Source organism: Mesorhizobium sp. M0621, from assembly GCF_040320745.1.
In the GTDB taxonomy this organism is placed as follows: domain Bacteria; phylum Pseudomonadota; class Alphaproteobacteria; order Rhizobiales; family Rhizobiaceae; genus Mesorhizobium.
In genome coordinates, this window is sequence record NZ_JAMYQF010000009.1 from 1 (window position 1) to 19,205 (window position 19,205).

Sequence of the window (19,205 nt, forward strand, 5' to 3'; positions counted from 1 at the left end):
GCCGCGCATTTCTTGTGACGGCGCGCCGTGAGCTTGCCGGCCAGCACCGCCAGCACCGGGTCATGGCGCAACTCGTCATGGTCGTTCAGGTCCTCATAGCCAAGCGCCAGCGCCAAGACGCGCTGGCCGACCAGCGTCTTCACCTCATGCTCGATCAGTGCCGGACGGCGGGCATCCACGAAGCAGCGGGCAAAGCGGCCGACCAGCCCGATCGCCCGGTCCGTCAGCCCCAGCAGAAGCGCGCCGGCATCGGAGGTGATCGTTCCACCGTCAAAACCGACTACGACGGCGCGCCTTTCAACAGGTGCAAAATCAAACCGTTCCGGTGTACACTCTGTTTGCATCGGGGAATACCTCTGCTCAAGGTAAGTCTTTGTCGCAGAAGCATTTTCCTTGATTCGGAGCCCCGATGCACTTCAACTGTGTGAGATATCCGGGTTAGTTCCTGGTCTTCCTCGACCACGCGGACGAACCATTCGCCGCAGGCTTCGACCACTTCGATGCAGGGATGATCCTTGCCGTCGGTATCTCGCTATCCATCGCATTGCCTCCCCGCAATATGAGGACAATCGCGAATTTATAGGACCGTCCTGCACAGCGTTCAATGCGATGTACGATTTGTACAAATCGCAAGGAGCGCAACCAGATTGGAAGCCTCGATTCGATGACGGTGAAGATGGTCTAGTCGTTGTAGCCTAGATATGCCTTCACCCGCCCCAGATCGCGCCCATCCGAATTTCTGGAGCTGTAGTGCCAGTCGATCTCCCAAAACCCTGTTTTCTCCATGGCCTCGGTTGCTCGGACCCGCTCCGACATATCGGGAAATAGCTCTTTCAGAAGTGCATTGACAGCTTCGACTCCGCCCTCGCGGTACGCCTGCTTATAGATGTCGTCGGTCATTTGCGCGCCGTCCCCAAAAAACAGCAATCGCGCCAGGTGAGCACTAAAGACGACCGGCTTCTGTCTGATGACGGTGACGGTGAAATCACGACATCGTCATGCATTGGTTGCGATCCCTCAAGCGCGATGATCCTGGTGCTGGCGCAACGCTTGCGAATTTCGATAAGGCGGGCGTATTCCGGTGAATTGTACCAGCCCATCAATGACGCCATGTCGGGGAATTCGATAATAACCAAACGGTGCGGCTCCCAATCACCTTCCAAAACCTTAGTCGCACCGCTACGACCCAGGTATCGGCCACCGTAACGCGCTTCGGTGGCAGGCACATCCCGCCGGTATTCCTCGAACTCGGCAGCGTCTTTTATGTCTACATCCGCGATCAGATAGGCGGCCATTTGTGCTCCCTCACGCTAGCGGAGGCGAACTCCCAGCTTAGCCCTAGGACGCCAGCCGCGCATGGCGTTTTCAGGTCTCGATTACATTAGCACGAATGCATATTTATACTAGCCGAGTGCGCGGTTAGGCCGCTCTCCTGTTGTCTTCAGGTGACGGGCAAACGTAGCATCCGGACCGGCACCGAAGGTGATGACCTGCGGCACGCTTCGCTGCAGGATTTTCGCGAGGAATGATGAGATGAGCGGCAACTCCGATGATCCACCAATTGAACGACGTTCGCATCTCCGCATGCCTGTCCTTAAGGATGGAACTATCATCACAGAAGGTATGAAGGTCGCTTGCTCTGTCAGAAATCAACACGCTCATGGTGCGGAGCTACGAGTAGATCCCGGCGTGGTTGTGCCTGATCGGTTCGTTCTGCACGTCCATGCAGAAGGTGTCGAATATCGTGCCGTGGTGCGGTGGAGGAAAAACGAGCGGCTTGGCATTCAGATTTATTGAGCGAGGAGACCCATCACTGTGGCTTGCCGGCTCGGATCATCGCGCGAGTAATTGCTAACTGCGCTTCCGTCTGGCGTTCTCTTTCTGAGTCAAGGGCTCTTGTCGTGGCTTGGCAAATCCGAACGGAGCACGCATGCCACATCTGGCAAATTCACAAACATGGTTTTCGATCCGCGACCGCTCGCGCGGCGCTGGCGTCATGCCTTCCGCGAGCCTCAGCGGGTCGTCGCTCATAGCGGGTTGATCGGCCCGACCAAGGCAGGGTGGTCGTTGGGCAGCTTGTTGACAACCGTCGCGTTGACCTCCCGGCCGACGCGATTGAACTGCAATTGGCCGTCAATGTCGTGGCTGAGGATATCCCTTAGGCCGTCCTTCGGCGTCGTGGGGTCCAGCCAAGCGTCATAGTAAGCCCGGTCGAGAATGACTGGTTGCCGATCGTGCAGGTTCTTCATCGGCTCTCCGGCCGGCTCGGTGATGATCGTGCAACTGGTGATGTCGAGATTGGAATTGTAGGCCCACAGGCCGGCGAATGAGAACGGCGCATGGTCGGGCTGGTAGATGTGCCAAGGGTCTTTCTTGCCGTCCGCAGGAGAGATGGTCCACTCGTAGAAGCCGTCAGCCGGGATCAAGCACCGCTTCGACTTGAACGCATCGCGGAATGCCGGCGCGGTGTCGACGCCTTCGATCCTGGCGTTGAACATGGCCGCCTTGGGCATTTCTTTCGCCCAGAACGGCACGAGCCACCAGCGGCCCTCACGGAGCTTATGATTGCCGTCTTCGCCGGCGGTGACGAATGGGACTTCCTCAGTCGGGGCGATGTTGTAGCGAGGGGCGTCGTTGCGCCCGGTCTCAGCCGGCGCCGTTAGCCGATAGAGCCGGTGGATTTCGGACCAGGTCAGATATCTGGTGTAGCGGCCGCACATGGCTAGGCCATCAATGACGTGCGCGGGCCTTCTTGCTTTCTCTCAGATGAATGTCGACCTGATGGCGCATGGCGTCTGAAAGTGACAGGGCCAGTTCGAGGTTTTCCGGATAGATAGCCAAGATCCAAACAGTCGTCAGTTCGGTTATCGCTTGCTTCTGACTGACATCGGAGAGGCCACGCATTTGCTTGGCCATCTTGCTGACGGCCCGATGTATGGCCGGCATCTCCTTCATTACTGTGGCGTATATCTCGGGCTGCTCGGACTCAGTGGCGGTGATCGGTTTCATGGGTCTATCTCCAATTTGCCGACAGTGAACAAAATGAGAACCTAAGAGTCAAGAGCCCCTTGACTACCTAGGAATATGTTCCTCATTTATGGTAATGGCGCACGAACCGATCGACACGCTGGGCAAAGCGACCCGGCACAACATGCTTGTGAAGGCAGAGTGCAGTTGCGGTAATATTCGCTACTGCCGATCGGCCGATTTGATGATGGTCTACGGCGGCGGCGTCGATCCGCAGACGTTGAAGTTCGATTGCGGCCGCTGCAAGCCTCAGGTCAAGATCACGCTTCTGGAGGTGCACCCCGAACATTTGCCCAAGCGCCTGATGATCCACAAACCAATGAAGATCGACGGCAAGATCACTTGGTACACCGAGCGCTTCAGAGGATGACCAAGACCCTCGCTGACACGTTGGCCGCCCGCGAAACCGTCTATGTAAATTGCGGGCATGCCATGTGCTGCAAGTCGACTAAGCTCGACATCCAGGCGCTGATCAATCGGCTCGGGTCAGGTCACGGATCGATGCATTGGGACTTGGTCGGGCTCTTTGGCTGCTCGGATTGCAAGGCTGCGGGCCGCGACCGCCGGCCGGTGTTCTTTACATGCATTCCTCATTACGAAGGCCAGCAGCGGGAGCGAAACCGTGACTGGAAGCCGACTTTCGATTCGACCAAATAGCCGGAACATTAGCAGTCTCTAAAAGTTCCTGCTTGTCGGCAGGTTTGCTCTCCATCGCCTGCTGAAGATCGGAGCCCCCTCCGATCGGCCCGCGCTCTCCCACAGAGGCGCGGGCTTCAATTGCACAGGAGATGCGATGATAGACCAGCCGCCCACCTACGTCGTCAGCGTGTTCGAGAAGCCACTGGCGCACGGTCCTGACCACGAAGGACAAGGCCAAGGCCTTGGCGATGGCGAAAGAGATTGGCGACAAGGTGCAGGTTGAAGAGATTACGTCGAAGCCGAAGAAGCGCTAACGGCTCGTCAGACAATGGGACATCCGAGGTTCAGTCTCAACTCGATACTGACGGAGAGGTGAGGGCGTACTCAGTCCTCAATCTCTTCACCTTCATCGTCTTCACCCGAACCGCGAGACGGATCTTCGACGAACGTTTGGCAGCCTTCATTGAATGACTGGCTGTTTGAGCTGCAGTCGCTTTCGCTGGAAATTTGGTTCTGCTCGGCCCAGTTATAGCCCGCCTTGTGACCAGAACAATCTTCCGTGCAGTCATTTCCCCCGAATGTCTGCTGCGCAAGGCACGGAGTGGCGAGCGCCAGCGTAAGCGCCACGGCCGACAAATGGGCCATCGTTCGAATTCTCATCTTCAATCCCCGACAGGTAGCAGCCGCTGGCGGTCCACAAGGTACTAAAGAACTAGTGACAATGATATTCGCCGGTCTTGTGGTTCGTGTGGCACCCGTTGCTATCCGTGCCGCCGCTATGCGCATAGCCATCGGACACAAGAGCCATTGTCAAAGCGGTCAAAGCAGCCAGAATCACTGTTTTCATATTGCCCTCCCAAGTAATGTCGACACCAAAGCACTATTGGCAGGTCAGCACAACGCCAAGGGAACGCTTCTCGTGTTCGGCATGAGGAAAGGTGGCCGGCGCCAAGGTAGGGGGGCTGGGTAGGCTTTTCAGCGTCGGCCAAGCGGACATCAGGTCCGCCGCGCCGCATACATCGCCGATTCATCGGGGCGGGGTTATGGTGTGATCACGGAAGCCTAAGTACTTCCATCCGTCTCGCTTTCCTCATCAATCATCCGGACTGGCAGATAGGCGTTCGTTTCCAGCCACTCACGCAGGACGATTTGAATAAGATTCGACCGGCCGATCTTCATTTCGGCAGCGATGGAGTTCAGTGCGTCTTCCGTGGCCGGCTCCAGCGGCACACCAGAGACGTTCCGGAGCATCAACGCAGCGCGGCGAAGGACGATTTGCATATCCGGCCGCGATAAATCCGCGATGCGGTCGGCAGCACTCTCAAGCTCTTCTGCGATCGATGCGCGGGTCACTTTGCCTTTCGCTTTGAGGGTGCCTTCTTGGCGGGTGCCGCTTTGCGACCGAGACCAATGGCTTTGGCCAATTGCGAGCGCTGTGCGGCATAAGTCGGGGCCACCATCGGGTAGTCTCGTGGCAAGCTCCACTTGGCGCGGTATGCGTCTGGGGTCATGCCCAACAGACCCAGGTGGCGTTTCATCGACTTGAATTTGCGGCCGTCTTCCAAGCTAACGATGTAGTCTGGGAAAACCGACTTCTTTGGGTTGACCGCCGGGACCAGCTCTGCGGCTGGTGGTGCTATCAGATGGCTAAGGCCGCACAGTGAGGCGTGGATCGACGCGATGAGACCTGGCAATTCGCCGACTGGGACGGGGTTGTTGCTGACATAAGCGGCAACAACATCGGCGGTTAGTTCGGCAAGTTCGGCGGGATTGCGGTCGGCTTCGTTGGTCATGTGTCGGTCCTTACGATTGACTAATCATCCTCTCTATTGATTGACGACCGACCGGGCAACATCATAACGCTCGTGCCGGCCGTCTACCATAACGAGATTAACGATGCAGCCTCCGTTGAAGTCACGGGGCGGCAGAGGCCACGGCGATTGCACCCGCTAGGTATTCCTCCGCTGTAGCGCGCAGGCGATCGGCGTAGTCATAGATTTCGCCGAGCGAGTCGATCTTGACTTTCTCTTCCTTCTCACCGTCAAAAAGTCCGAGATATTTGACGGTTCTGTTGAACCACAGTCGGCCCAGTGGCTTACGATTGTTGTTGTCGACAAGGATGCCGCAATAGCTTTTCTGGTCGCGCATAATCACCCTTGCTGGCTTCAGAAAGTCGCGAACGATTGCGCGGACGACCATAAATCCCTCGCGCTCATTACCGCCTATGCAGTGCTGGGCCGCCGGCTCGCAAAGCGGCCAACTGGGAGCAAATCCCCCTCTATAGGCATTGCCCGCTTCGCTCGACCGCGCTGCCGCGCTCCGCGCGCCCCGGCATCGGCCGCCATCACTCCCGGGAGTTCGCGCGGCCGGAAGGCATGCCGAGAGACACGCCTTCGGCATTGACGGAACAAGAAGTGAGCACAATGAACATGACCACCATCATCAATGGAGAGAGCAATAGCCAGCAGCAGGCGACGTCCAGCGGCTTTCGCGTAGATATCTCGCGTGGCGAGAAGGATCGGACGGGCCGTATCGAACCATTTTCGCGCCCAGGCTGCCAACGCGATTCAGCCTCGCCCTCTTCTAGCGTACCGTGATGGATTGGACAGATAGCTAAATAAAATCACCTAGTTGCGAGACGTTGTGTGCCAAAATCGCACACGAAAGTTCTGCTTCTCTTCTTTTTTCGTTCCCACGACGTAAGCGCCGAGAGCCTTTTCGAACGCTCTTCTGCCGACGATATTGACCACTTGCATGCGGTATGTTCGCCGGGATGCCCGTGACCCTCATTGTCCATCGAGGCGTCTAGTTTTTCGAACTTTCTGGGTCGCACCTCAGCCCGAATTGCTGGGGCTTATGGACGAAACGGGAAAGTAGATTTGGTTTCCCGCGGTTTAGCAGGCATCGAGTGTAGACGGCCGCTTTGCGCCCAATAGCGGCCATTCGGGCTGCCTTTGGCGCTTCCTGAAAGCCGACTTCCCAAACGACCACGCTGGCCGACATGTTTGGCAAGGCCGGTGCTGGCGGTTAGCTCTATCTACTATAGAGGCGCTTGAGACAGCGCGAGAAACGGGCGACCCGCAGATGATTTTTCCGTGCTAAGATGGTGTTGCGACGCTTAATCGACCTCTGCAATGGCAGAGGCCGAAAGCCATTTTGCCTGGCGCAAGAAGTTATGCGCCCAAGCACGGGCTCAACTCCGAAACGCTGGGTGTGCTGCCTTTTGTGACTGATCGGGGGCGAGGAGGTTGTCCATGTCCACGAGTAGTATCGACCGGCCGCTGCAGCCGGGCGACCGGGCACCGAATATTGTGCTCGACGCGATCTCGCGCGAAGGCAAGATCGCGCTCGACGATTTTCGAGGGCGTAGCCCGTTACTGGTCGGTTTGTTTCGAGGCCTGCATTGTCCATTCTGCCGGCGCCATGTCGCGGTGATGGCGCAGCTCAATCCGGCCCTGAAGGAGAAAGGCATAGAATGTCTCGCAGTGGTCAAGACGCCGGTCGAACGTGCGCGGCTCTACTTCCGTTACCATCCGCTACCCGATCTTCTTAGCGCATCCGACCCGGCGGGCGCTTCACACCGCGCCTTCGGTTTACCCATCCTCGAGCTCACGGAGAATGAAACCGAATGGCCGCACAAGCTCGGAATGGACGCGGTCATGACAATGCGGATCGATCTGCCGGGGGAGCTGCCCGAGCCGATGAATCCGGCTGCGGCGGGCGACTTTCTTGAGAAAAAGGACGGGTACGAAATTACGGAGGCCGACCGGCAGATTATGATCGCCGGTCACATGCCGCTTGTCGGCGAGTTCTTGCTCGATCGGGAAGGCATTGTGCGCTGGAGCTTCACGGAAGCTGAAGAGGAAGGCCAGAATGTATGCCGGGCTCCAAATCCCAAAGAATTGATGGCGGCAGCTTTCCAAGTCGCACACTAATCTAAAAAGGGGTTTTGGAGTTCAGAGATCGCCGCGTCCATGAGCGTAATCAGGGCCGGGCGATCCTCGCGTCGTGATTTCCGGTGCCGAAAGTCTTCACTGGCCATGTTCAAGTCTCGATATGACGAATTTCCGGCAGCAGAGACCAAATATTCGCTGATGCGGCAGCCTCGAGACGCCTATCCACTGCGGCCCCGACGGCATAGCTATGACAGTCATTCTGGCAGCCCCGCCATGCGATAGCCTTCCACGATATGCCGCCGCACGTCTTCGGCCGGGAAAGGCTGCGAAGCTGACCAATGCCGGATTGTGAAGTGCGGATTGCTTATCAAGAACATTTCCGCCTCCCAGCGCGCCTCCTCCAAACGGCCAAGTCGCGCAAGGCTTGCCGCAAGCAGGCGTCGTGAAGTCGTGCGATAAGTTTCGGGTCTCCGCAATGTTTGAACCGCGGATTCGTAGTCACCGATGGCATACTGAGCCTGGCCCAACATCCAGTAATACCAACCGGGCGGGTGAGGGTTGAGTCGCAGCGCCTTGCGCACCTGCTCTATGGCTTCGGCAGGCCGGCCGTTTTCGGTCGTCAGTTCAGCCTGCATCGCCCATGCGTCGGCGTGGTTGGGATCCAGCTTGTGGGCGGCGGCGAATTCGGCATCCGATTCCGCCCACCGACCCTCATGTCCTAATATAACGCCCAATACCCATCGGTTCCCAGCGTCATTCGGGTCGAGTTCGACCGCCTGCTGTGCTTCGGCAAGCGCACTTGCGCGATTGGGATCCATCGGTTCGTCCCAGAACTCCCAGCCCAGCCAGAGGTTGAGTGCCAGCCAACGATGCGCCTCCGCATATTCCGGATCGAGCGCGATTGCCCGGTTCAGCAGGAAAATGGCTTCTTTCGCGGTGAGCGCCGTTTGCAGGCCCAAGGCCCGTGCACGCACACATAGATCATAGGACTCCAGGTTGCTCGGTCTGTTGCGCGCCGGCGCGGCGATTAGGCGACCCACCAGAGCCTCGACAATCTTGCCGGTCACCTCATCCTGAACGGCGAAGATATCTTCAAGGCTCCGGTCGAATCTTTCGGCCCAAAGGTGATCACCCGCGATCGCGTCGATCAGTTGGGCGTTGATACGTACCCGTCCAGCTGCCCGCCGTGCGCTACCCTCCAGAAGATGGCGCACTCCCAATTCGCGTGCGATGCGACGCACATCCACGTGCCTGCCCTTGTATGCAAAAGCCGAGTTGCTGGCGATGACGAACAGCTCGCTGGTCCTCGACAGATCCGTGATCAGATCTTCGGTGAGGCCGTCGACAAAAGCCTCCTGCTCCGGATCGTTGCTCATGTTCGTAAAGGGAAGGACGGCAATGGAGGGCTTGGCGGGGAGCGGCAGCGGCGCTTTCTCCGCCGGCCCGCCATCTTCCGACGCGGTCAACAACCGAATCCGGTAGACGGACACCGGTTCGGTGACGTTCTTGATCGCTTGCGGACCGAGTTCGTCGAAGCCGCAATCAAGCTTCCGCTTGACTTGGTCGTAGACGCTGCCGGAGACACAGATATCTCCTGCCCCGGCCATTGCCTGAAGCCGCACTGCGACAATGACGCCATCGCCGAACAGATCGCCGTCCTCGACAACGACATCGCCCAGATTGATGCCGATGTGCAGGTTGATTTGCCGGTCGACGGCCAAACCCTCGTTCGCGGCCGCCATTCGCTTCTGAAGTTCGACCGCGCATGACACCGCGTTCACCGCGCTTCCGAACTCGACCAGAACGCCATCACCCATCACTTTTACGACACGGCCGTGACGGTCGCGGACCAGTGGTTCGAGGATCTCCTTCCGCCGCCGCCTTAACGCGGCCAATGTTCCTTGCTCGTCCAGGTCCAGAAGTCGACTGTAGCCCACCACGTCAGCGGCCAATATGGCGGCGAGACGGCGCTGGGCGCGTACTTCGGACATTTCGCTTTGCTTTCATTGAAAGCAGAAAAATGGATTGTATGCCGCCCATTTCAAAAGTCTATCAGGCTGACTTGGAAGCTCGATCGGCAAGCCGCTACCTGAAGTGATCGCGCCACGTGGGTCGATCATTCACTTCGCGGTCGCGAGGACGGGTTGCTCTTGGCGAACTCTTCCGCAGCGATGCGGATCGCCTGCTGCGTCGCTGGATAGCCGATATAGGGGGCGAGATTGACCAACGTTTCGATGATCTCTTCCCGGCTTGCTCCAACTTTCAAGGCGGCGTTGATGTGAACGCGCAAAGGGGTTTCCGTTGTCGCGGAACCGATGGCGCTTCGCCTTCATCTAGCCGGCGCCCTTTCCAATGGCGTCACGCGCGAAGAGATCATCGATATCTTCATCCAACTCAGCGTCTACAGTGGATTTCCGGCCGCCCTGAACGCATTCTCGGTCGCCCGGAGCGTCCTCGCGCTTGGCGTCCAGCCGCTTCAGGTCGACATCCCCACGCCCGTCGTTACGGAAAATCGGACGGATCGATTGGAGCGAGGGAAGGCTCTGCTTGCCAAAAGCTCGGCCGCTTCAGGGTCAGGGGATGCCGTGGTCCGTAGTTTTGACGATATCGCACTGGACCTCTGGCGCATGATCGTCGAACATTCCTATGGCGAGATTTTCTCGCGCAAAGGTTTTTTAGACCGCATCTCACGCGCGGCAGCAATCGCTCACTTCGAACATGAGGACCTCATACAATATGTCCTTCACATTTGGAGCGCGAGGTGGTCCGCAACGGCGGCGGTGGCGTATCAATGCTCCAAAGGGCCGTGCGCCGACATACGGCACTCGGGGACGCGCAGCACTGGTTCAGATGTCCTTTTTGGGAAGGCTATAGCGAACGCAGTTCTCTATTCGTTTTCGGTCCACCGGGCGAGATTCGAACCCAAACTGTGTGTCCAAATCTCACTTAAGTCCGGTTTATTGGCCAAGCGGACGGTCTCTTTTCGGCCCAATGCGGTCATCCCGGAATGGCTCCGAACGGGCCGCTCGTGCTGCGAAGGAGGCATTGAGGTCAGCTAAAGTCGCCTGTACGAGAGTGCGGGACGATACGGAACGATACGGGAAGATTTCTGATTTTGGCCCACGAATAACTCAACAAAATCAATGGTTTTAATACGTCCTCCGGGCCCACCATCCAGTCCCGCCGTTTTTCTTCGGGGTTTTCGTCTCAGAATAGTCACGACACTTCAGTGGGCTAGCGCCGTCTCGTGGGCAACGCTTGGCTGAGACGCCGCAGCTAGCGCCCAATCGTCACGGTTGGTCCCAGCGAGTCCGGTGCCAGCGTTTCGGGGGTGTCGTTCATCAAGCGTCCAATCCTGGGTGTGGTGTCGTTCACGGGTTCACAAAGCTGAGTCGGAAACCGCGTCCTTGTTGAGCATCTGGTTGTCGAGGGACATGATGCGCTGGTGCATCGTGCAAGTGGCTCCGAAGGCAGCTCCGTAGATGGCGGCGGGCAAGGCCTGTGAGATCGGCATTGCGCCATCCCAGGATCGGCGCGACGCGTGGTCCGCACCGAACACTGCGCAGTTCCGATCAATAAATGACACGGGTTCGGTCAGCGCATTGATTAAATCAGATACTCAGATATACAAGGTAATTTCGGATATGAATTTCGAATAGACTGGCAATTCCATGAGTCGCAATTTTCTGGTGATCGAACCTGAGGAAGGCATTGCCGTGCTCAAGGGGCTGGCCTCTTCGGCGCGCATTTCCATGCTGAAACTGCTGCATGAGAAGGGCCCGATGAATGTCAACGACATCGCCGCCGTGCTGTCGCTGCCGCAATCGACGGTCTCGACCAACATCCAGGTGCTCGAGGATGCGGGTCTGATCCGCACCGAGAACCAGAAGGCGAAGAAAGGCAGTCAGAAGATCTGTTATCCGACCGCCGAAGAAGTGCTCGTGGTGTTCAAGAGCGAATATCGTGCGGTCAAGAACAATGCGATCGAAGTGTCGATGCCGATCGGACTTTACACCGATTTCGAGGTGACGGCGCCATGCGGTCTGTGTTCGCCGGATGGCATCATCGGTCTGCTTGATGTGCCGAACACTTTCCTCGACCCAGACCGTCTGAAAGCCGGGCTGCTGTGGTTCACACGTGGCTTTGTCGAATACCAGTTCCCTAACAATGCCAAGCTCGCCAATGCCGAAATCAGCGAACTCGAAGTGGCAATTGAACTATCCTCGGAGGTGCCCGGCACCAGCGCCGACTGGCCCTCCGACATTACACTGACAATCAATGGCGTCGATGTCGGCACCTGGACGTCGCCTGGCGATTTCGGCGATAAGCGCGGCGTCTTCACGCCGTCCTGGTGGAAGCTCAAGGGCTCGCAATATGGCAAGCTGAAGAATTGGCGAATTTCCGCCGACGGCACCTATGTGGACGGCGTCAGGATTTCCGAAACCAGCCTCGCTGTCCTCGACCTGAAGGGCCATCATTCGATCCGCATCCGTATCGGCGTCAAGGACGACGCCAAGCGCCCTGGTGGGATCAATATTTTCGGCAAGGGATTTGGAAATTACGATCAGGACATCCTGCTCAGGATCAAAACCGGTTGATATCATCAAACCGGGTTTCAAAAATAACGCGGCAATTTCAGGTGCTTGCCCCAATAAATGGTAGAAGCTGACGTTCAATTGTCAGACATTTGGCTGTTTTTAGCTTGACGAATGGGCGCTGGTCCCCTTTGATATCGAACAAGGTGATTTAAATCATCATTTGTGATATTAAGGGAGGAATGCATGAAGGCAGCCGTCACGGCGCATCCGCGCTATGTTGTCTCGAAAATCGATCCGAGGCTCTATGGATCCTTTATCGAGCATCTCGGGCGTGCGGTTTACACCGGCATCTATGAGCCGGGCCATCCGACGGCAGATGCCAATGGCATGCGTCAGGACGTCATCGATCTGGTCAGGGAACTCAATGTTCCGATCGTCCGCTATCCCGGCGGCAATTTCGTGTCCGCCTACAATTGGGAAGATGGCGTCGGCCCCAAGGAGGAGCGTCCGGTGCGCCTCGACCTCGCCTGGCACACCTCGGAAAGCAACGAAGTCGGCCTGCACGAATTTGCCGACTGGTGCGCCTCCGCCAACACCGAGATGATGCTTGCCGTCAATCTCGGTTCGCGTGGCCTCGATGAAGCCCGCAATTTTCTGGAATACACCAATCATCCCGGTGGCAGCGAGTGGAGCGACAGGCGCATCGCCAATGGCCGCAAGGACCCCTTCGACGTCAAGCTCTGGTGCCTCGGCAACGAAATGGACGGGCCCTGGCAGATCGGCCACAAGACCGCCGACGAGTATGGCCGCCTGGCCCATGAGACCGCCAAGGCCATGCGCGCCTTTTCCAAGTCGCTGGAACTCGTGGTCTGCGGTTCTTCGAATGCCAGGATGCCGACCTATCCCGAATGGGAAGCGACCGTTCTCGACCACACCTACAACGAGGTCGACTACATCTCGCTGCACATGTATTTCGACAACGAAGCCAATGACGCGCCGAACTATCTCGCCATGAACGAGAAGCTCGACGACTACATCGTCTCGGTCGCCGGCGTCATCGACTATATCAAGGCCAAGAAGCGCTCAGCCAAGCAGGTCTACATCTCGTTCGATGAATGGAACGTCTGGTACCATTCCAAGGAGCAGGACAAGAAGATCCTTGGCGGCAACGACGGATGGCCCTTTGCCCCGCCGCTGCTCGAGGATATCTACAATTTTGAGGACGTGTTGCAGGTCGGCTTGATCCTCAACACCTTCATCCGTCGCTCCGACGTGGTCAAGATCGCGTGCATGGCGCAACTGGTCAACGTCATCGCGCCGATCATGACGGTTCCCAATGGCCCGGCATGGCGTCAGACGATATTCTATCCCTATCTCTTTGCCTCGATCTACGGCCGCGGCAATGCGCTGGATCTCAAGGTGGAATGCCCGACCTACAAGTCCACCGTCGCGGCTGACGTTTCCTATGTAGACGTCACCGGCGTGCATGACACGCAAACCGGGCATGTCACTTTCTTCGCCGTCAACCGTCATTCGAGCGAGGCTATCGAAACCGTGATCGACATCAGCGGTTTCGGCGCGGCTGACATCGTTGATCACCAGTTGATGGCACACGCGGATCTCAAAGCCGTCAATTCGGCCGAGAACCCCGGTAATGTCGGTCCCAGGAGGGGGACGGGCGCCTCGGTTGCGGACGGCAGGCTGAGCCTGTCGCTGCCGGCCTATTCCTACCAGATGATCCGTCTGAAGCTCTGATTTCAGCGGATTGTCGAAAGTGCATGCGCGAGGAGGAGCGTAGACGTGACGGCCGATATCGAGATCAGGAATGTGAACAAGCACTTCGGTGCCATGACGGTGTTGGAGGATCTGTCGCTCTCCATCAAAGCACGCGAATTCATTGTGTTTCTTGGACCGTCCGGCTGCGGGAAATCGACGCTTCTGCGCATGATCGCCGGCCTCGAAACCGTCGACAGCGGCGAGATCGCCATCAACAATGAGCGTATCGACCATCTGCCGCCGGGCAAGCGCGGCATAGCCATGGTGTTCCAGTCCTATGCGCTCTATCCGCATATGAGCGTGCGCGACAACATGGCCTTCGGGCTTGAAAACATCGGCATGTCACGCGAGGTCGTCGACGCACGGATAAACGAAGCCGCCCGCATCCTCGAAATGCCGCACCTGCTCGAACGCAAGCCCGGCCAGCTCTCGGGCGGCCAGCGCCAGCGTGTCGCCATCGGCCGCGCGATCGTCAAAGAACCGAAGGCCTTCCTGTTCGACGAGCCGCTTTCCAATCTCGATGCGGCCTTGCGGACCCGCACCCGCATCGAACTCGCTCAGCTTCACCAGCGGCTGCAATCGACGATGATCTTCGTCACCCATGATCAGGTCGAGGCGATGACGCTCGCCGACCGCATCGTCGTCATGAACAACCGCAGGATCGAACAGATCGGCACTCCCATGGAGATCTACGAACGCCCCGCGACCAAATTCGTCGCGGGCTTCGTCGGTGCACCGGCGATGAATTTTGTCGAGGCGACACTCGACAGATCGGCCGAGAACGCCACGGCCAGGTTTGCGGACGGTATGTCGGTTCAGACCGAGATCGCCTCCAGCCAGTTGGCCGACGGCGAATACACATTCGGCATCCGTTCGGAAGATGTTCGCATTGTTGCCGCCGGACAGGGCAATGCCGATGGCATGGTCGATGTGCTCGAGCGGCTCGGCGAACGCACCCTGGTCTATGCCCGGCTTGGCGACGGCCAGCAGATTGTCGGCTCGGATGTCGGCAACAGCCGCGTCGCCGTCGGCCACAAGGTCGGGCTCGCTTTCAACGGCCAGAAATCGCATCTGTTCAACAAGAACGGCCGCGCCTGGCACGCAGGGGAGGCCTGATATGGCCGACCGGCTGACGATGCCGCAAACCGCGACGCCGGCCGCGAGCGTCAGGGCTCCCAGCGTCGATATCTACGCGCCGCAATGGCGAAACTTCATTTTCGTCGCGCCGTTCCTGTTCTTCTTCACGACCCTGCTCGTCTTCCCGCTTCTCTGGGGGATGTGGCTGAGCTTCCACAAGGCCGACACGTTCTCGTCCGGAAATTTCGTCGGGCTCGGTAACTATGTCAGACTGTTCCACGACAAGGTCTTCCTGCAATCGGTCTGGAACACCTTTTACTTCGTCCTTCTGACAGTGCCGACGCTGGCGCTGATCGGCCTCTTTCTCGCGCTTTGTCTCAATCGCCGCACCCGCACTGCAGCGGTGCTGCGGACCCTGTTCTTTTCCTCCTCGGTGCTGTCGGTCACCATCGTCACACTGATCTGGCGCATCGTCTTCATTCCGAATGTCGGCCTGTTGTCGACGGTCTACGGATGGTTCGGCGCCACCGCTCCGGCTTTCATTTCCGATCCAAGCCTTGCGATGATCGGCATCGCCATTGCCACTGTCTGGTGGTGCATCGGTCTGCCGATGATGCTCTTTCTCTCGGCCCTGCAGCAGATCCCGCAAGATATTTATGAAGCAGCGGCGCTGGACAACGCCAATCGCTGGCAGACGTTGCGCTCGATCACGCTGCCGTCGATCAAGCGCACCTTCATCCTGGTGATCATCATCCAGATCGTGTTGCAATTCCAGCTGTTCGGCCAGGCCTGGCTGATGACACGCGGCGGCCCGAACAACCTGACCAAGCCGATCGTGCTCTACATCTACGACACCGCATTCCGGCGCTGGGATCTGGGCCTGGGTGCTGCCGCGTCGGAAATCCTGTTCATCCTCATCCTGATCGCGGCCATGGCCCAATACCTCGTTACACGCAACAAGGCGGACCGGGCATGAGAGCTTCAGCCACTTCCATCAAGGGGCGGGCGTTTGGCGACCGCGTGTTGCTGGCCCTCGTCATCCTGCTTTCGATCGTGATGATCGCGCCGGTTCTGTGGGTCATCGGCCTGTCGCTGAAGGAAAATGCCGAGCTGATGGCCGATCCGAATTCGGTGTTTCACGCGCCCTACACGCTCAAGAACTACATCAACACCATCGGTACCTCGTCGGTATTCGTCTGGGTGTTCAACAGCATCATCGTCTCGGGCGGACTGACACTCGGCACGCTGATCCTGTCGTCGCTCGCCGGCTACGGGTTTGCACGTCTGAACTTCCCCGGCAAAAACATCCTGTTCGTGATCGTGCTCTTCGGTCTGGCGGTTCCGGAACAGGCCGTGCTTGTCGCCCGCCATCAGATCTTCAGCATACTGAAGTTTCACAACACCTATCACGGGCTCATCCTCCCGGGCCTGTCGGCTTCGTTCGGCGTCTTCCTGATGACCCAATATTTCAAGGCCATCCCGAAGGAGCTGGACGAAGCCGCCATGCTGGACAATGCCAGCCGGTTCAGGATTTTCTGGAAGGTGCTGCTGCCGCTCACTGTGCCCGCACAGGCAACGCTTGGCATCTTCACCTTCCTTGGCGCGTGGAATGACTATTTGTGGCCGCTGATCTCGGCAACCAGGAAGGACATGTACACGCTGACAGTCGGCATGGCCTCGACGCAGACCAATTTCGCCCAGTCCGAAGGCATCGGCTTCCTGATGGCGCAGGCGGTGTTCGCCGGCGCGCCGATCCTGATCGTCTACCTCTTTTTCCAGAAATACATCGTCACGGCCGTCTCCGGCGCGGCGGTGCGATAACGAGATTGCCCGGCAGCGGGGGAGTGTGCCGCAGCGATTGAAGCATGAGGCCAGTCCAGGGTGGAGTGGCTGAACTCAGTAGGAGGAACTGACATGAAAATGCAGAAAATACTGTTTGCCGCGGTCTCCGCGGGGGTAATGATGCTAGCAAGCCCAGGCTTTGCAGCAACGGAGCTGACGGTACAGCGCTTTTTCGGTGCCTGCGATGCCGATTTCGGCACCAACACCGATGTCACCAAGGCAGTTGGTGAATGCGGTATCATCACCTCGCTCATCAACAAGTTCAACGCCGACAATCCCGACGTGCATGTCAGCGTCAGCACCGTGGAATGGCCGGGCTATGACCAGTTGACCGCGCAATTCGCTTCGGGCGATGCCCCGGACATCGTCACCATCCATGAATCCGCGCTGTCGGACTACCAGTCCAAGGGGCTGTTGATGCCGCTCGACGATCTCTTGAAGTCCGTCGGCGTCACGCCTGAAGCCTTTACCGATGCAGCGCGTAACGGCGCCACCAAAGACGGCAAGATCTACGGCCTGCCGATCGATAGCTGGACGATGCTTTATCACATCAACATGGATCTCTTCAAACAGGCCGGGCTCGTCAATGCCGACGGCACGCCGATGCTTCCGAAGTCGCCCGAGGAATTGCTCGCTCAGGCCGAACAGTTCAAGCAGAAGACCGGCAAGCCCTACTTCGTTCAGAACCTGGCCAATGAGACGGCACTCTACACGCGCAATCTCTACACCTATCTCTTTCAACAGGATTCCGACTTCTTTGCCGATCCAAAGCACGTCAAGCTGAATACGCCGGAAGCCAAGAAGGTCGTCGAGATGTACAAGGCGATCTTCGACAAGGATTACACCACCAAGGATCTCGATTACGGCGGGGCGATCAATGCCTTCCTTGCTGGTGACGGTGGCGTCCAGCTTAACGGAACGTGGGTTGTCGGCGACAACAATGCCCAATCCGAAACCGCGGGCACAGCGCTGAACAAAGGCGGCTATGCGGTCTACCCATATCCGCAGTTGTTTGGCGGCGCCCATGTGCAATATGCCGACGGTCACACCTGGGCGGTCTCCCAAAAGGACCGCACGCCTGAACAGACGGCAGCGATCGGCAAGTTCCTGAAGTTCTTCGCGGACAACGACTTCGAATGGTCGCGCACAGGTCACCTGCCGGCATACAAGGCCATCATCACCTCGGATGCCTTCAAGGCCCTGCCGCATCGCAACACGATCGCCGCGGTCGCCGATCTCGGCAGACCGCTGCCGTCCGCGGTGCAGCGCCAGTTTGCGATCCAGGACATTGTCGGCGAGGAAATGAGCGCCGCAATCACCGGCCAAAAGGACGTCGATGCCGCGCTCGCCGACATGGAAAGCCGCGTCAACGAATTGCTCGCCAACATTTGACCGCAGGTTTCCCGGGATTCTCCCGATGCCCCGCGGCTGGAAAACAGTCGTGGGGCATTTTCTGTCACGTGATGAAGTGAGACCGTCGAACGATCGCAGCGCCGACGTCCGCAACTGTCGTGAGAAGGCAGGAGATAGACGCTTGCGTGGCCGGTCAGCGCGCCCCACAGCGACATCATGGATTCGTAGGCGAAAACCGGCCCGACCTGCAGAGGCTGTCGATCATGTCACTATTATGCCTTGTGAATGCATTTTCTAAGAAAATTGTAGAATCTCTGTCGACAGCCTTCGTCGGCTCGGCGACCGAGGACAGGCGAGTATTCGAACCGCGTTTCTCATCGTCGCGGTCAGCGAATGTCGGGGTTGTTCAACCATACTGCATTGCACAATTCTTTCGCTTGGTCACAATACAGGCATGGTCCGAACCGCACTCGCCGTCCTGGTGATCGACGAAAACCGCATCCGCGCCGCGATCATCGAGGCGGGGTTGCGCGAGGCCGGCCATGAGCGGGTCACCGTCATCCATGACGTGACCGGCATTGCGCGGCGGATCGCCGAGATCGAGCCCGACGTCATCGTCATCGATCTCGAAAATCCGAACCGCGACATGCTGGAGAACATGTTCCAGCTGTCGCGCGCGGTGAAGCGGCCGATCGCCATGTTCGTCGACCGTTCCGACCAGGCCTCGATCGAGGCGGCGGTCGACGCCGGCGTTTCGGCCTATGTCGTCGACGGTCTGCGGCAAGAGCGCGTCAAGCCGATCCTTGACATGGCTGTCAGCCGCTTCAATGCCTTCTCGCGCATGGCGCGCGAACTGGAAGAGGTTCGCGGCGAACTCGAGAGCCGCAAGGTGATCGATCGCGCCAAGGGCATCCTGATGAAGTCGCGCGGCCTCTCCGAAGAGGCCGCCTACACGCTGCTGCGCAAGACGGCGATGAACCAGAACCGCAAGATCGGCGATATCGCCCAGAGCCTGGTGACCGCTGCCGGGCTGCTGGGATCGGCAGAGGACGAATGA

25 protein-coding genes are annotated in these 19,205 nt (G+C 58.3%); 12 read left to right on the top strand and 13 right to left on the bottom strand.

The features are described from left to right. From NKI38_RS08630 to NKI38_RS08640, 3 genes are all read right to left on the bottom strand, one after another. A partial coding sequence (locus tag NKI38_RS08630) for a transposase (protein ID WP_352656438.1) occupies positions 1–344 on the bottom strand: 344 nt, incomplete at its 3' end. 337 nt (positions 345–681) lie between these two features. Continuing rightward, positions 682–900: a hypothetical protein gene (locus tag NKI38_RS08635; protein WP_352656440.1), complete on the bottom strand. Its 219-nt coding sequence runs from the start codon at positions 898–900 to the stop codon at positions 682–684. Beyond that, complete coding sequence (locus NKI38_RS08640) at positions 897–1,295, bottom strand: DUF1330 domain-containing protein (RefSeq protein WP_352656442.1); 399 nt, start codon at positions 1,293–1,295, stop codon at positions 897–899. Before NKI38_RS08640 ends, NKI38_RS08635 begins: the two co-directional genes overlap by 4 nt. Positions 1,296–1,533: 238 nt before the next feature. Between NKI38_RS08640 and NKI38_RS08645 the strand changes: the two genes are divergently transcribed. Then, positions 1,534–1,797: a PilZ domain-containing protein gene (locus tag NKI38_RS08645; RefSeq protein WP_352656443.1), complete on the top strand. Its 264-nt coding sequence runs from the start codon at positions 1,534–1,536 to the stop codon at positions 1,795–1,797. A 230-nt stretch (positions 1,798–2,027) separates the two neighbouring features. Here NKI38_RS08645 and NKI38_RS08650 read toward each other — a convergent pair whose 3' ends face one another. Together NKI38_RS08650 and NKI38_RS08655 are read right to left on the bottom strand one after the other, a co-directional pair. Beyond that, on the bottom strand, positions 2,028–2,720 hold the full coding sequence (locus tag NKI38_RS08650; protein ID WP_352656445.1) for an SOS response-associated peptidase: 693 nt from the start codon (positions 2,718–2,720) through the stop codon (positions 2,028–2,030). A 10-nt stretch (positions 2,721–2,730) separates the two neighbouring features. Beyond that, positions 2,731–3,009, bottom strand: a complete 279-nt coding sequence (locus tag NKI38_RS08655) for a hypothetical protein (RefSeq protein ID WP_352656447.1) — start codon at positions 3,007–3,009, stop codon at positions 2,731–2,733. Between the two features lie 94 nt (positions 3,010–3,103). Here NKI38_RS08655 and NKI38_RS08660 point away from each other — a divergent pair, with 94 nt between their 5' ends. Together NKI38_RS08660 and NKI38_RS08665 are read left to right on the top strand one after the other, a co-directional pair. After that, entirely contained in the window at positions 3,104–3,397 is a 294-nt protein-coding gene (locus NKI38_RS08660; RefSeq protein WP_352656449.1) for a hypothetical protein, read from the top strand. Next, positions 3,394–3,684 (top strand): hypothetical protein, encoded by a 291-nt coding sequence (locus tag NKI38_RS08665; RefSeq protein ID WP_352656451.1) that lies wholly within the window; start codon positions 3,394–3,396, stop codon positions 3,682–3,684. The genes NKI38_RS08660 and NKI38_RS08665 overlap by 4 nt, the downstream gene beginning before the upstream one ends. Before the next feature lie 366 nt (positions 3,685–4,050). On the opposite strand, the gene NKI38_RS08670 is transcribed toward NKI38_RS08665, so the two are convergent. The 5 genes from NKI38_RS08670 to NKI38_RS08690 all read right to left on the bottom strand — a co-directional run bounded on the left by NKI38_RS08670 (position 4,051) and on the right by NKI38_RS08690 (position 5,865). Next, positions 4,051–4,311: a hypothetical protein gene (locus tag NKI38_RS08670; RefSeq protein ID WP_352656453.1), complete on the bottom strand. Its 261-nt coding sequence runs from the start codon at positions 4,309–4,311 to the stop codon at positions 4,051–4,053. A 67-nt stretch (positions 4,312–4,378) separates the two neighbouring features. Then, positions 4,379–4,513, bottom strand: a complete 135-nt coding sequence (locus NKI38_RS08675; RefSeq protein ID WP_352656455.1) for a YHYH domain-containing protein — start codon at positions 4,511–4,513, stop codon at positions 4,379–4,381. 215 nt (positions 4,514–4,728) lie between these two features. Continuing rightward, entirely contained in the window at positions 4,729–5,019 is a 291-nt protein-coding gene (locus NKI38_RS08680) for a hypothetical protein (RefSeq protein WP_352656457.1), read from the bottom strand. Continuing rightward, on the bottom strand, positions 5,016–5,459 hold the full coding sequence (locus NKI38_RS08685) for a Ros/MucR family transcriptional regulator (RefSeq protein WP_352656459.1): 444 nt from the start codon (positions 5,457–5,459) through the stop codon (positions 5,016–5,018). Before NKI38_RS08685 ends, NKI38_RS08680 begins: the two co-directional genes overlap by 4 nt. 121 nt (positions 5,460–5,580) lie before the next feature. Continuing rightward, on the bottom strand, positions 5,581–5,865 hold the full coding sequence (locus tag NKI38_RS08690) for a hypothetical protein (RefSeq protein ID WP_352656461.1): 285 nt from the start codon (positions 5,863–5,865) through the stop codon (positions 5,581–5,583). A 1,055-nt stretch (positions 5,866–6,920) separates the two neighbouring features. Here NKI38_RS08690 and NKI38_RS08695 point away from each other — a divergent pair. Then, positions 6,921–7,601: a redoxin family protein gene (locus tag NKI38_RS08695; protein WP_352656463.1), complete on the top strand. Its 681-nt coding sequence runs from the start codon at positions 6,921–6,923 to the stop codon at positions 7,599–7,601. Positions 7,602–7,816: 215 nt separating this feature from the next. Here the strand turns inward: NKI38_RS08695 and NKI38_RS08700 are convergent, their stop codons facing one another. After that, positions 7,817–9,553, bottom strand: coding sequence for an adenylate/guanylate cyclase domain-containing protein (locus tag NKI38_RS08700; RefSeq protein WP_352656465.1), 1,737 nt, complete (start codon positions 9,551–9,553; stop codon positions 7,817–7,819). Positions 9,554–9,678: 125 nt separating this feature from the next. After that, positions 9,679–9,852, bottom strand: a complete 174-nt coding sequence (locus NKI38_RS08705) for a carboxymuconolactone decarboxylase family protein (RefSeq protein ID WP_352656467.1) — start codon at positions 9,850–9,852, stop codon at positions 9,679–9,681. A gap of 25 nt (positions 9,853–9,877) precedes the next feature. On the opposite strand from NKI38_RS08705, the gene NKI38_RS08710 reads away from it, so the two are divergent. Continuing rightward, on the top strand, positions 9,878–10,621 hold the full coding sequence (locus NKI38_RS08710) for a carboxymuconolactone decarboxylase family protein (RefSeq protein ID WP_352656469.1): 744 nt from the start codon (positions 9,878–9,880) through the stop codon (positions 10,619–10,621). A gap of 320 nt (positions 10,622–10,941) precedes the next feature. On the opposite strand, the gene NKI38_RS08715 is transcribed toward NKI38_RS08710, so the two are convergent. Next, positions 10,942–11,076, bottom strand: a complete 135-nt coding sequence (locus NKI38_RS08715; RefSeq protein ID WP_352656471.1) for a hypothetical protein — start codon at positions 11,074–11,076, stop codon at positions 10,942–10,944. Positions 11,077–11,233: 157 nt separating this feature from the next. Between NKI38_RS08715 and NKI38_RS08720 the strand changes: the two genes are divergently transcribed. The 7 genes from NKI38_RS08720 (at position 11,234) to NKI38_RS08750 (ending at position 19,205) form a co-directional block, all read left to right on the top strand. Then, positions 11,234–12,160: an ArsR/SmtB family transcription factor gene (locus NKI38_RS08720; RefSeq protein WP_352656473.1), complete on the top strand. Its 927-nt coding sequence runs from the start codon at positions 11,234–11,236 to the stop codon at positions 12,158–12,160. A 183-nt stretch (positions 12,161–12,343) separates the two neighbouring features. Continuing rightward, positions 12,344–13,855 carry an arabinosylfuranosidase ArfA gene (gene arfA / locus NKI38_RS08725; protein ID WP_352656475.1) on the top strand — a complete coding sequence of 504 codons (1,512 nt, stop codon included), beginning with the start codon at positions 12,344–12,346 and terminating at the stop codon, positions 13,853–13,855. A gap of 45 nt (positions 13,856–13,900) precedes the next feature. Further along, entirely contained in the window at positions 13,901–14,992 is a 1,092-nt protein-coding gene (locus NKI38_RS08730) for an ABC transporter ATP-binding protein (RefSeq protein WP_352656477.1), read from the top strand. 19 nt (positions 14,993–15,011) lie between these two features. Then, positions 15,012–15,929, top strand: a complete 918-nt coding sequence (locus tag NKI38_RS08735; RefSeq protein ID WP_502899278.1) for a carbohydrate ABC transporter permease — start codon at positions 15,012–15,014, stop codon at positions 15,927–15,929. Continuing rightward, a complete protein-coding gene (locus NKI38_RS08740) occupies positions 15,926–16,774 on the top strand; it encodes a carbohydrate ABC transporter permease (RefSeq protein ID WP_352656481.1) in 849 nt (282 codons plus the stop codon). The genes NKI38_RS08735 and NKI38_RS08740 overlap by 4 nt, the downstream gene beginning before the upstream one ends. 99 nt (positions 16,775–16,873) lie before the next feature. Next, the gene (locus NKI38_RS08745; protein ID WP_352656717.1) at positions 16,874–18,187 is read left to right on the top strand and encodes an extracellular solute-binding protein; all 1,314 of its coding nucleotides are present in this window, start codon (positions 16,874–16,876) and stop codon (positions 18,185–18,187) included. 415 nt (positions 18,188–18,602) lie between these two features. Beyond that, positions 18,603–19,205 carry an ANTAR domain-containing response regulator gene (locus NKI38_RS08750; RefSeq protein WP_352632257.1) on the top strand — a complete coding sequence of 201 codons (603 nt, stop codon included), beginning with the start codon at positions 18,603–18,605 and terminating at the stop codon, positions 19,203–19,205.